Here is a 12,105-nt window from a genome sequence, read left to right as displayed (position 1 = left end):
GGACCTGTGAAGTCGGCAGATGTTCAGATGGATGTACGGTGATTTCGAGGGCCTCTTCGCGGGCAAGTCGGATCGCCGCACCGCCGCTCCCACATTTGGAACGCATTCCAAAGTGTAGGAGCGCGCTTGCTCGCGAAGGCGGTCTTAAGCGCCAGGAATAAAGTGCTTCTGCGCGGTCCCGCGAGCAATCAATCGCGAAATGTAGTCGAGCTTTTGCGCGTCCTGATCGACGAAGCGGAAGGTCAACTGCAGCCAGTCGCTGTCGGGCTTGGGTTCATGGGCCACCACGGCGTGCAGGTAGCCATTGAGGCGGGCCACTTCGGCACTGTCGCCTTGCTCCAGATCCAGTACGGCGCTGTCGAGAACCTGCGGCAGGCTGTCGGTGCGCTTGACCACCAGCAGCGCTTCCTTGAGGCTCAGCGCCTTGATCACACACTGCTGGATGCCATTGGGCAGTCGCAGCTGACCCTGGCCACGCCCACCGCCGCCGGCAGCCACCGGCGCCTTGACTGGCGGGCTGTTGAGTAATCCTGGGGACGCTGCAGCGGCCGCCGGAGCGCTCACGACAGGCTTGCCGCTGGTCAATGCGTTAAGGGTGTCGTTACCGAAGGCCGAGATCGTCTTGGTCGCCGCCACGCTCATCAGGCTGTCGAGTTTGCCGACCTTGTGCAGCGCCTGCTTGACCTTGGTGATCAGTTGCTCGTTGGTGAAGGGTTTGCTGACATAGCCGGAAACGCCGGCCTGGATCGCCTGGACGACGTTCTCCTTGTCGCCACGGCTGGTCACCATCACGAATGGCATGCCTTTGAGGCTGTCTTGCTCGCGGCACCAGCTCAGCAGTTCCAGGCCGGACATCTCTGGCATTTCCCAGTCGCACAGCACCAGGTCGAATGCCTCCCTTGCCAGCAGCGACTGAGCCTTGCGGCCGTTGACCGCGTCTTCGATGCGCATGCCCGGGAAATAGTTGCGCAGGCATTTCTTCACCAGGTCACGAATGAACGCAGCATCGTCCACGACCAACACACTGACCTTACTCATCCATAACCCCTTTAAAAAATCCCGGTGACCCCCAAACGAAAACGCCCGGCCAATAGGCCGGGCGCTTTAGTTGGGCAATCTTACTTATCGTCAGATTTGCCCGGAACATTAGCGGTTTCGCCACCGGTCCCTTCAACTTCTTCTTTCATGCGCTTGAGACCCAGGTGACGGACATCAGTGCCGCGCACCAGGTAAATCACCAGCTCCGAGATATTGCGCGCGTGGTCGCCGATACGCTCCAGCGAACGCAAGACCCAGATGATGCTCAAGACCCGCGAGATAGAGCGCGGGTCTTCCATCATGTAGGTTGCCAGCTCACGCAGGGCGGTCTTGTACTCGCGGTCGATGATCTTGTCGTACTGCGCCACCGACAACGCCAGGTCGGCGTCGAAACGGGCAAACGCATCCAACGCATCACGGACCATGTTGCGCACCTGGTCGCCGATGTGGCGCACCTCGACGTAACCGCGCGGCGCTTCGCCCTCTTCGCACAGCTGGATGGCGCGACGGGCGATCTTGGTCGCTTCGTCACCGATGCGCTCCAGGTCGATCACCGACTTGGAGATGCTGATGATCAGGCGCAAGTCGGACGCCGCCGGCTGGCGACGGGCCAGGATGCGCAGGCATTCTTCGTCGATGTTGCGTTCCATCTGGTTGATCTGGTCGTCGATCTCGCGCACCTGCTGGGCCAGGCCGGAGTCGGCCTCGATCAGCGCCGTGACCGCGTCGTTGACCTGCTTCTCAACCAGCCCGCCCATGGCCAGGAGGTGGCTGCGCACTTCCTCCAGTTCGGCGTTGAATTGCGCGGAAATGTGGTGGGTAAGGCCTTCTTTACTAATCATGTTGGCGTCCTTGGAGCGTCCGGTAAGGTGCGGTGGGCCGCAGCGTCAGTTCAGTGAGCAACCACAGCTTTCCTAGCCGTAACGACCGGTGATGTAGTCTTCGGTCTGCTTCTTCGCCGGATTGGTGAACAGGGTATCGGTGTCGCCGAATTCCACCAGTTTGCCCATGTACATGAACGCCGTGTAGTCGGAAACCCGCGCGGCCTGTTGCATGTTGTGGGTCACGATGACGATGGTGAACTTCGATTTCAGTTCGTAGATCAGCTCTTCTACTTTCAGCGTCGAGATCGGGTCGAGTGCCGAGCACGGTTCGTCGAGCAGCAGCACTTCCGGCTCCACGGCGATGGTGCGGGCGATCACCAGACGTTGTTGCTGACCACCGGACAGGCCCAGTGCCGACTCGTGCAGGCGGTCCTTGACCTCATCCCACAGCGCCGCGCCTTTCAATGCCCACTCAACGGCTTCGTCCAGTACGCGCTTCTTGTTGATGCCTTGGATGCGCAGGCCGTAGACCACGTTTTCGTAGATGGTTTTCGGGAACGGGTTCGGCTTCTGGAACACCATGCCGACGCGACGACGCAGTTCAGCCACGTCTTCACCCTTGCGGTAGATGTTGTTGCCGTACAGGTTGATCGCGCCTTCGACGCGGCAACCGTCGACCAGGTCGTTCATGCGGTTGAAGGTTCGCAGCAGTGTGGACTTGCCGCAGCCGGACGGGCCGATGAAGGCGGTCACGCGCTGTTTCGGGATGTTCATGCTGACGTCGTACAGCGCTTGTTTGTCGCCGTAGAACAGGCTCAGGCCCGGCACTTCGATGGCTACGGTTTCCTGCTCGAGGCTCAGGCTCTGTTTGTCGCGACCCAGTGCCGACATGTTGATGCCGTGGGTATGTGCTTCGTGCTGCATGGGAGGCTCCCTGTGCTAACAAATTCGGTTCATTTTTTGTGGGAGCCAGCCTGCTGGCGATGCTGGCGACGCGGTTTGACTCTGAAACCGCGGTGATGCCATCGCCAGCAGGCTGGCTCCCACATAGAAATCATTGATGCTGCAAATCAGCTATCCAGCGCCTTGTACTTCTCGCGCAGGTGGTTACGGATGTACACCGCCGACAGGTTCAACGTGGCGATCACCAGCACCAGCAACAGTGCCGTGGCGTACACCAGCGGCCGCGCGGCTTCGACGTTCGGGCTCTGGAAGCCGACGTCATAGATGTGGAAGCCCAGGTGCATGATCTTCTGGTCCAGGTGCAGGTACGGGTAGTTACCATCCACCGGCAGCGACGGCGCCAGTTTCACCACACCCACCAGCATCAGCGGCGCCACTTCACCCGCGGCGCGGGCCACGGCGAGGATCATGCCGGTCATCATCGCCGGGCTGGCCATTGGCAATACGATCTTCCACAAGGTTTCCGCCTTGGTCGCGCCGAGGGCCAACGAGCCTTCACGCACGGTGCGAGGAATCCGCGCCAGGCCTTCTTCGGTGGCCACGATCACCACCGGCACCGCCAGCAGCGCCAGGGTCAACGAAGCCCACATCAAGCCCGGCGTACCGAAGGTCGGTGCCGGCAAGGCTTCAGGGAAGAACAACCGGTCGAGCGAGCCACCCAGCACATAGACGAAGAAGCCCAGGCCGAACACGCCGTAGACGATGGCCGGAACACCCGCCAGGTTGTTCACCGCAATACGGATCACCCGGGTCAGTGCGTTCTGCTTGGCGTATTCACGCAGGTACACCGCCGCCAGCACGCCGAACGGAGTGACGATCATCGCCATGATCAAAGTCATCATCACGGTGCCGAAGATCGCCGGGAAAATCCCGCCTTCGGTGTTCGCTTCACGCGGGTCGTCGCTCAGGAATTCCCAGACCTTGCTGAAGTAGAAGCCGATCTTGGTGAAGGTGCCCATGGCGTTCGGCTGGTAGGCGTGAACCACTTTGCCGATGCCGATTTCGATTTCCTTGCCGTTGGCATCGCGCGCCGTCAGGCTGTCGCGGTTGAACTGCGCATGCAGATCGGCCAGGCGGGCTTCGATGTCCTGATAACGAGCGTTGAGCTCGGCGCGCTCGGATTCCATGTCCGCTTGCGCGGCAGCATCGAGTTTGCCATCCAGCTCCAGCTTGCGACCGTGCAGACGGATGCGCTCGAGACCGGCGTTGATCGCGCCGATATCGGTTTTTTCCAGGGTCTTGAGCTGAGCGGCCAGCTGATTGACGCGGTCTACACGAGCCTGCAGTTCCGGCCATGCAGCCTCGCCTTCGGCGATGACCTTGCCGTCCTGTTTCACGTTGACCAGGTAGCCGTAGAAATTGCCCCACTCGCGACGCTCGATCGCCATCAGCTCTGGAGGCGTCTTCTGGTTGGTCAACCACTCGCCGACGATCCACGTGAAGTCGTTGCCGTTCAGGTCACGGTTGCCGACCTTGATCAGTTCACGGGTCATGAACTCCGGGCCTTGCTCAGGCACCGGCAGGCCGGCGCTCTTCAAACGCGCACGCGGCACTTCTTCCTTCTGCACCACTTCGCCAATGACCAGGTGATTGGCCTGGCCCGGCACGTCGTAGCTGGCGTGGATCAGGTCCGCCGGCCAGAAATGACCCAGGCCGCGCACGGCAATCACTGCCAGCAGGCCAATGGTCATGATGACCGCGATGGACACCGCGCCACCGCTGATCCAGACGCCGGGGGCGCCGCTCTTGAACCATCCTTTCAGGGAGTTCTGTTTCACAGACTTCTACCTTTGCTTAAAGCGACGAGTATTTCTTGCGCAGACGCTGACGAATCAGTTCTGCGAGGGTGTTCATGACGAAGGTGAACAGCAGCAGCACCAGCGCCGAGAGGAACAGCACGCGGTAGTGGCTGCCGCCGACTTCCGACTCCGGCATTTCCACCGCCACGTTGGCAGCCAGGGTGCGCAGGCCTTCGAACAGGTTCATTTCCATGACCGGGGTGTTACCGGTGGCCATCAACACGATCATGGTTTCACCGACCGCACGGCCCATGCCGATCATCAGCGCCGAGAAGATGCCCGGGCTGGCGGTGAGGATGACCACGCGGGTCATGGTCTGCCACGGCGTTGCACCAAGAGCCAGGGAGCCCAGGGTCAGGCCGCGAGGCACGCTGAACACGGCGTCTTCGGCGATGGAGTAAATGTTCGGGATGACCGCGAAGCCCATGGCCAGGCCGACCACCAGGGCGTTACGCTGGTCGTAGGTAATCCCTAAGTCGTGGGAGATCCACATGCGCATGTCGCCACCGAAGAACCAGTTCTCCATGAACGGGCTCATGTACAGCGACAGCCAGCCCACAAACAGGATCACCGGAATCAGCAGCGCACTTTCCCAGCCATCCGGGACTTTCAGGCGGATCGACTCAGGCAGGCGGCTGAAGGTGAAACCGGCGACCAGGATGCCGATCGGCAGCAACATCAGCAGGCTGAAGATGCCCGGCAAGTGCCCTTCCACATACGGCGCGAGGAACAGGCCGGCGAAGAAACCGAGGATCACCGTCGGCATCGCTTCCATCAACTCGATCACCGGCTTGACCTTGCGGCGCATGCCCGGGGCCATGAAGTACGCAGTGTAGATCGCAGCGGCCACGGCCAGAGGAGCGGCCAGCAGCATGGCGTAGAACGCGGCTTTCAGGGTACCAAAGGTCAGCGGCGACAGGCTCAGCTTGGGTTCGAAGTCGGTGTTGGCGGCGGTCGATTGCCAGACGTATTTAGGCTCGTCGTAGTTTTCGTACCAGACCTTGCTCCACAACGCGCTCCATGAGACTTCCGGGTGCGGGTTGTCGAGCAGCAGCGGTTGCAGCTTGCCACCGGCTTCGACGATCACACGGTTGGCCCGTGGCGACAGACCGAAAACGCCCTGGCCTTCGACCACCTGGTCGACCAGCAAGGTACGGTGCGCGGTGCTGTGGAACACGCCGAGCTTGCCGGAGGCATCAAGGGCAGCGAAACCCTTGCGGCGCTCTTCGGCGGTGATTTCAACGATCGGCGTGGTGCCCATCTGGAAGGTACGGATCTGCTTCAGGCGCTGCTCGCCATCCGGGTCGCGGGCCATGAACCACTGGGCCAGGCCACCTTTGGAGTCGCCGAGGATCAGCGAGATGCCACCCACCAGCTGCGTACTGGCGGTGATTTGCGCGTCGCCATCTTCCAGCAGTTTGTAACGACCGTTGAGGCTCTTGTCGCGCAGGCTGAATACATCGGCCTGGGCACGACCGTTAATCACGTACAACCATTGCTGGCGCGGGTCGACGAAGATGTTCTTCACCGGCTCGTTCATCTGTGGCAGGTCAATACGCTTCTGCTCGTTGGTGATTTCACCGGTCATCATGTTTTCTTCGCTGGTCAGCGACAAAACATTGAGTTGCGAACCGGTGGCACCGACCAGCATCAGGGTCGTATCGTTGGCGTTGAGGCTGACGTGCTCCAGGGCGCCGCCGGCTTCATTCAGCGCGATTGGCGTTTCGCCGTACGGATACTCGATGGCCGGCGTAATGGTTTTCTTGCCGTCCGGGTAGCTGACTTTGTAGGTGTGACGGAACACCAGAGCCTGACCGTTGGACAAGCCCACCGCCACCAGTGGCTGGCCCGGCTGGTCTTCGCCGAGGGAGGTCACGGTGACACCGGCCGGGATCGGCAGATCGACGCGCTTGAGTTCGGCGCCACTGTCGATATCGAAGAACAGTGCCTGGCCCTTGTCTGAAACCCGCATGGCGACCTGGTTCTGCTCTTCCAGGGAGATCAGCAACGGCTTGCCGGCATCTTGCATCCAGGCTGGAGTGATGGCGTCCTTGGACGTCAGGCTGGCACCCTGGAACAGGGGCGCAACGACGTAGGCGAGGAAGAAAAAGATCAGGGTGATCGCACCGAGAACGGCAAGGCCGCCCACGAGGACGTACCAGCGGGTCAGGCGATCCTTGAGCGCGCGGATGCGGCGCTTGCGTTGCAGCTCAGGCGTATTGAAATCAATTCGCTTGGGGGGATTTGTAGTCATTGTGGAATTGGCCAGATCATTCATTCGCACACCCTAGCGATCCTGTATGACAGAAAGATGACAGTGCAGTGACGCAACAAATCCGCCACCCGGTGGAACCGGCAGCGGAGCGAGAATTTGGGGGTTTGTGTAGGAGCGAGCTTGCTCGCGAAAATGGTACATCCGACACATTTTCTGTGACTGACCTACCTTCGCGAGCAAGCTCGCTCCTACACAGGTCCGGGGCGTGCCCCGGACCTAGGGTTTTACTTTTTTGCGACTTCGGTACCGCCTTCCTGCAGGCCCAGGTCAGCCAGTGCTTTGGCAGCAACCTTGGCCGGCAGTGGGATGTAGCCGTCTTTCACCACGACTTCCTGGCCCTGTTTGGACAGAACCAGCTTCACGAACTCGGCTTCCAGCGGGGCCAGAGGCTTGTTCGGGGCTTTGTTGACGTATACGTACAGGAAGCGCGACAGCGGGTACTTGCCGTTCAGGGCGTTTTCTTCGGTGTCTTCGATGAACTCGGTGCCGCCTTTCTTCGCCAGGGCCACGGTCTTCACGCTAGCGGTCTTGTAGCCGATGCCCGAGTAACCGATGCCGTTCAGCGAGGAGCTGATCGACTGCACGACCGAAGCCGAGCCTGGTTGTTCGTTGACGTTTGGCTTGTAGTCGCCTTTGCACAGGGCTTCTTCCTTGAAGTAGCCGTAGGTGCCGGATACCGAGTTACGACCGAACAGCTGCACTGGCTTGTTGGCCAGGTCGCCGGTCACGCCCAGGTCGCCCCAGGTTTTAACGTCGGTTTTAGCGCCGCACAGACGAGTGGACGAGAAGATCGCGTCAACTTGTTCCATGGTCAGGTGCTGGATCGGGTTGTCCTTGTGTACGAAGACGGCCAGGGCGTCCACGGCAACCGGGATGGCGGTTGGCTTGTAGCCGTACTTCTGCTCGAAGGCAGCCAGTTCGGTGTCCTTCATCTTGCGGCTCATCGGGCCCAGGTTGGAGGTGCCTTCAGTCAGCGCAGGTGGCGCGGTGGCGGAGCCAGCGGCCTGAATCTGGATGTTTACGTTCGGGTATTCTTTTTTGTAGTTCTCAGCCCAGAGGGTCATGAGGTTGGCCAGGGTATCGGAACCGACGCTGGACAGGTTGCCCGACACACCAGTGGTCTTGGTGTAGCTCGGGATAGCAGGGTCAACAGCGGCAACCGCGTTGGCAGTCGCAACGCCAGCAGCGACAAAAGTCATTGCCGCCATCAAACGCTTCAGTTTCATGCCTTACTCCTAGCAGATAGGGTGTGTTATTCGGGGCCAAGTATCAGCAGGCCGTGTGAACACTCTATGGCTGAAATATGACAATTGGATGAAAGGCCAGTATTGAGTTCTTACAGGATGATTCATGGCGCCCCAATCGCCAGCAGGCTGGCTCCCACATTGGAATGCATTTCCATGTGAGAGCCAGCCTGCTGGCGATTGGGCCGGTACAGACGATAGAAAGTCGAAATCAGCGACCCTTCTTCCAGAGATACGCCCCCACCAGAATCCCGACCCCGCACAGCACAGCCACATAATAGGCCGGCCCCATCGGGCTCTCCTTGAGCAACAGGCTGACGATCATCGGCGTCAACCCACCGAAAATCGCATAGGCCACGTTATAGGAGAACGACAGACCGCTGAAGCGCACCACCGGCGGGAACGCCTTGACCATCACGTACGGCACCGCACCGATGGTGCCCACCAGCAGACCGGTCAGGGCGTACAGCGGGAACAACCAGTCGGGATGGTCGGCCAGGCTGTGGTAGAAGGTCCAGGAACTGGCCAGCAGTGCCGTGCAACCGACCACGAACACGCGCCCCGCACCAAAGCGATCCGCCAGGGCACCGGCAATGATGCAGCCAATGCTCAGGAACACGATGGCCACACTGTTGGACTGCAGCGCGGTGGTCGGCGAAAAGTGGTAGACCGTCTGCAGCACGGTCGGGGTCATCAGGATCAACACCACGATGCCGGCGGACAATAGCCAGGTCAGCAGCATCGAAATGGCAATCGCGCCACGATGGTCACGCAGCACTGCACGCAAAGGCACTTCTTCGGCCAGGGCCTTGCGCTGTTGCAGCTCGGCGAACACTGGGGTTTCGTGCAGCCAGCGGCGCAGGTACACCGAAAACAGGCCAAACACGCCGCCCAACAGGAACGGGATCCGCCACGCGTAATCCGCCACTTCACCCGGGGTGTAGAGACTGTTGATCGCCGTGGCGACCAGCGAACCCAGGAGGATGCCTGCCGTCAGGCCACTGGTCAGGGTGCCGCAGGCATAGCCCACATGCCGCTGCGGTACGTGTTCAGAAACGAAGACCCAGGCACCCGGCACTTCACCGCCGATCGCCGCGCCCTGGATCACCCGCATCAACAACAACAGGATCGGCGCCCACATGCCGATCTGCGCATAGGTCGGCAGCAGGCCCATGATCAGGGTCGGCACCGCCATCATGAAGATGCTCAGGGTGAACATCTTCTTGCGCCCCAGCAGGTCGCCGAAGTGCGCCATCACGATGCCGCCCAGTGGCCGAGCCAGGTAGCCGGCGGCGAAGATGCCGAAGGTCTGCATCAGGCGCAGCCACTCGGGCATGTCCGCCGGGAAGAACAGCTTGCCTACCACCGTAGCGAAGAACACGAAGATGATGAAATCGTAGAATTCCAGCGCGCCGCCCAGGGCCGACAGCGATAGTGTCTTGTAATCGTTGCGGGTCAGCGGACGTGCGGATTGGGAAGGTTGCGCGATACTCGAGGGCGCTGTGGTCATGGCAAGGGCTTCTCTTATAGTCAGGTCTGCCGCCCCAACAACGCTGGCAAGGGCTCGGGCAGGACCGGCACCATAGCAAATTGTTCGAAAAAGCACATAGAGGCGCGTTTTTGATGGTCAAAATGAGAACCCGACGGTCGTATCGGAGTCTACCGACCGATATACTCGCAACTGTGCGATAGCTTGCAAGGGTTGCTGTGCGAAAACGCCTCAGGTTCATAGGCGATTTCGCAGAGTTTCCCTTTAGGCGCCTACGAAAAACGTGACGAACGCAGTATGTTCGGGGATGAATCGTTTTTCCGAGACGGCTATTCACCCGCTATACCTACGAAGAGTCACGGGTCAGAGGCACCCCCGGCATGATAGAGCTCGAACAAGAAGATCCGATCCCGCAAGGCGACCTGGCCCTGCAAATTACCGCGCTTCCTCGCGAAACCAACGGCTTTGGCGATATTTTCGGCGGCTGGCTGGTGGCGCAGATGGACTTGGCCGGTACCGCGATGGCCAGCAAGGTCGCGGGCGGTCGCGTGGCCACTGTCGCGATCGACCGCATGGCCTTCCTGGTTCCGGTCGCCGTGGGCGCTCAGCTCTCCTTCTACACCCAGGCCCTGGAAATCGGCCGCAGCTCGATCCAGATGATGGTCGAGGTCTGGAGCGACGATCCACTGTCCAGTGAATGGCGCAAAGTCACTGAAGCGGTGTTCGTGTTCGTCGCCATCGATGGCAGCGGCCGCACTCGTTCGGTTCCACCCCGGGCACGTTAAAACCGGGCTGCGTTAAACCCGACATGCGTTTTGCGGTCCATTGCAGTCATTGTTACTGATCGAGAGCTGTCCCATGAGTACGCCCAACGTTGAAGCCGTCAAACTGGATGAACTGAACTGCTGGCGCATCCGCCACGGCCAGGCCGAACTGCTGGTAGCCCAGCAAGGTGCGCACATCCTCAGCTATCAATTGGCTGGCCAACCGCCGCTGATCTGGCTCAACGACGAGGCCGTGTTCAAGGCCGGCAAAAGCATCCGCGCCGGTGTGCCGGTGTGCTGGCCGTGGTTCGGCAACCTGGCGCGCAACCCACGGAGCGTCCAGGCGATGCGCGTCAGTAATGAGCCCGCCACCGCCCATGGGCTGGTGCGGACGATGGACTGGGAGCTGGGCGGCATCGAGGCCGAGGGCGAAAGCCTGAAGATCGAATTCCTCCTGCCCTGCCCCGAAGACGGCTTGCCTGGCTGGCCGCACAAGGTCGACCTGAAGTTGGGCATTCGTCTGGATGAACAGCTGCATATCAACCTGACCAGCCACAACCAGGGCACCGACACCGTAACGATCAGCCAGGCGCTGCACAGCTACTTCGCAGTCAGCGATGTGCGCCATGTGCATGTCGAAGGACTGGACGGCCTGAGTTACATCGAGACGCTGGACGACTGGAAAACCGTGACCCAGACCGGTGACTTGCACTTTACCGGCGAAACCGATCGCATCTACCTCGATACGCCGGGCCAGCTGAGCATTGTCGATCCGACCTGGGAGCGGCGTATCGAGCTGACCAGCACCGGTTCACGTTCGGCAGTGATCTGGAACCCGTGGACCGAACGCGCCGCGGCGTTCAGCGACATGGCCGACGATGGCTGGCAGCGCATGCTGTGCATTGAAACGGCAAATGTCTTGGGGGATGTGGTGACTTTGGCACCGGGTGCTAGCCACACCCTGGGCGTAAGCATCGGCAGTAAGTCTCTGTAGCACCACGAAACCAATGTGGGAGCGGGCTTGCTCGCGAAGAGGGAGTGTCAGTTGACATAAATGTTGCCTGACATATCGCCTTCGCGAGCAAGCCCGCTCCCACATTTGGTTGTGCCATGCCAACCGGCGAGTTACAAATCCGACTCCTGCACCACCCTCACCTTCGCCGCATCCAGCGCATAGGCCGCATCGGCCAGGTCATTGCTGACCTTCTCGATCTTCAGCGTGCCGGTCACCCACAGCGGCGTGTAGATATCATCCAGCTTCAAACCCTTGGGATAACGCACCAGCACCAGTTGATTGGGTGGCGGCGGCGGTACGTGGATGCAGGCGCCCGGGTAAGGCACCAGGAAGAACAGCGTGCTGCGACCCTTGGCGTCGGACTCCAACGGCACCGGGTAACCACCGATACGAATGTCCTTGTCGTTCATCGACGCTACGGTCTTGGTCGAATACATCACCGCGGGCAAACCCTTGCTCTGCTTCATGCCACCTTTTTCAGTGAAGGTGCCATTGGCTTCCGGGGAGTCGTGGTCGATTTCGGGCATGGCCTCGAGGGCTTTCTGGTCCGACTTGGGCATCAGTTCGAGCCAGTCGGTTTCCGGTAGCTCGCCGGCGTGGGCTAGGCCTGCGCCCAAAAAAAGAAGGGTGAAGACAAGACGGCGCATGAAAGTGCTCGGTAAAAGAGAGGACGGTAGAAAGCCGAGCATTCTAG

At 60.5% G+C, this 12,105-nt stretch carries 10 protein-coding genes; 2 read left to right on the top strand and 8 right to left on the bottom strand.

Features of this window, described 5'->3' with window-relative positions; genetic code table 11:
• Window positions 1-144: 144 nt before the first annotated feature.
• From ACYP2Q_RS09580 to ACYP2Q_RS09550, 7 genes are all read right to left on the bottom strand, one after another.
• The gene (locus ACYP2Q_RS09580; protein WP_459730247.1) at window positions 145-1,038 is read right to left on the bottom strand and encodes a response regulator; all 894 of its coding nucleotides are present in this window, start codon (window positions 1,036-1,038) and stop codon (window positions 145-147) included.
• A gap of 80 nt (window positions 1,039-1,118) precedes the next feature.
• Window positions 1,119-1,880 carry a phosphate signaling complex protein PhoU gene (gene phoU / locus ACYP2Q_RS09575; protein WP_060540209.1) on the bottom strand — a complete coding sequence of 254 codons (762 nt, stop codon included), beginning with the start codon at window positions 1,878-1,880 and terminating at the stop codon, window positions 1,119-1,121.
• Window positions 1,881-1,952: 72 nt separating this feature from the next.
• Complete coding sequence (gene pstB / locus ACYP2Q_RS09570) at window positions 1,953-2,786, bottom strand: phosphate ABC transporter ATP-binding protein PstB (RefSeq protein WP_008064516.1); 834 nt, start codon at window positions 2,784-2,786, stop codon at window positions 1,953-1,955.
• Window positions 2,787-2,932: 146 nt separating this feature from the next.
• A complete protein-coding gene (gene pstA, locus ACYP2Q_RS09565) occupies window positions 2,933-4,603 on the bottom strand; it encodes a phosphate ABC transporter permease PstA (RefSeq protein ID WP_459730246.1) in 1,671 nt (556 codons plus the stop codon).
• Window positions 4,604-4,619: 16 nt separating this feature from the next.
• The gene (locus ACYP2Q_RS09560) at window positions 4,620-6,653 is read right to left on the bottom strand and encodes an ABC transporter permease subunit (protein WP_459730621.1); all 2,034 of its coding nucleotides are present in this window, start codon (window positions 6,651-6,653) and stop codon (window positions 4,620-4,622) included.
• Between the two features lie 470 nt (window positions 6,654-7,123).
• Complete coding sequence (locus ACYP2Q_RS09555; protein ID WP_110748249.1) at window positions 7,124-8,125, bottom strand: phosphate ABC transporter substrate-binding protein PstS; 1,002 nt, start codon at window positions 8,123-8,125, stop codon at window positions 7,124-7,126.
• Between the two features lie 229 nt (window positions 8,126-8,354).
• Complete coding sequence (locus ACYP2Q_RS09550) at window positions 8,355-9,653, bottom strand: MFS transporter (RefSeq protein WP_459730245.1); 1,299 nt, start codon at window positions 9,651-9,653, stop codon at window positions 8,355-8,357.
• A 359-nt stretch (window positions 9,654-10,012) separates the two neighbouring features.
• Between ACYP2Q_RS09550 and ACYP2Q_RS09545 the strand changes: the two genes are divergently transcribed.
• On the top strand, window positions 10,013-10,417 hold the full coding sequence (locus ACYP2Q_RS09545) for an acyl-CoA thioesterase (RefSeq protein WP_007896491.1): 405 nt from the start codon (window positions 10,013-10,015) through the stop codon (window positions 10,415-10,417).
• A gap of 73 nt (window positions 10,418-10,490) precedes the next feature.
• Window positions 10,491-11,390, top strand: coding sequence for a D-hexose-6-phosphate mutarotase (locus tag ACYP2Q_RS09540; RefSeq protein WP_459730244.1), 900 nt, complete (start codon window positions 10,491-10,493; stop codon window positions 11,388-11,390).
• A gap of 131 nt (window positions 11,391-11,521) precedes the next feature.
• Here the strand turns inward: ACYP2Q_RS09540 and ACYP2Q_RS09535 are convergent, their stop codons facing one another.
• Entirely contained in the window at window positions 11,522-12,058 is a 537-nt protein-coding gene (locus tag ACYP2Q_RS09535; protein ID WP_459730243.1) for a DUF3299 domain-containing protein, read from the bottom strand.
• Window positions 12,059-12,105: the final 47 nt, after the last annotated feature.

The organism is Pseudomonas sp. MHK4, assembly GCF_054600775.1.
Note: the sequence above shows the minus strand (reverse complement) of the source record. Positions and strands in the feature narration are given on the sequence as shown.

What these genes read in the sequence shown, in the direction of transcription:
- ACYP2Q_RS09550 (WP_459730245.1), bottom strand. Translation starts at nt 9,653, where the DNA reads ATGACCACAGCGCCCTCGAGTATCGCGCAACCTTCCCAATCCGCACGT.
- ACYP2Q_RS09535 (WP_459730243.1), bottom strand. Translation starts at nt 12,058, where the DNA reads ATGCGCCGTCTTGTCTTCACCCTTCTTTTTTTGGGCGCAGGCCTAGCC.
- ACYP2Q_RS09560 (WP_459730621.1), bottom strand. Translation starts at nt 6,653, where the DNA reads ATGCAAGATGCCGGCAAGCCGTTGCTGATCTCCCTGGAAGAGCAGAAC.
- ACYP2Q_RS09540 (WP_459730244.1), top strand. Translation starts at nt 10,491, where the DNA reads ATGAGTACGCCCAACGTTGAAGCCGTCAAACTGGATGAACTGAACTGC.
- ACYP2Q_RS09555 (WP_110748249.1), bottom strand. Translation starts at nt 8,125, where the DNA reads ATGAAACTGAAGCGTTTGATGGCGGCAATGACTTTTGTCGCTGCTGGC.
- phoU (WP_060540209.1), bottom strand. Translation starts at nt 1,880, where the DNA reads ATGATTAGTAAAGAAGGCCTTACCCACCACATTTCCGCGCAATTCAAC.
- ACYP2Q_RS09580 (WP_459730247.1), bottom strand. Translation starts at nt 1,038, where the DNA reads ATGAGTAAGGTCAGTGTGTTGGTCGTGGACGATGCTGCGTTCATTCGT.
- ACYP2Q_RS09545 (WP_007896491.1), top strand. Translation starts at nt 10,013, where the DNA reads ATGATAGAGCTCGAACAAGAAGATCCGATCCCGCAAGGCGACCTGGCC.
- pstB (WP_008064516.1), bottom strand. Translation starts at nt 2,786, where the DNA reads ATGCAGCACGAAGCACATACCCACGGCATCAACATGTCGGCACTGGGT.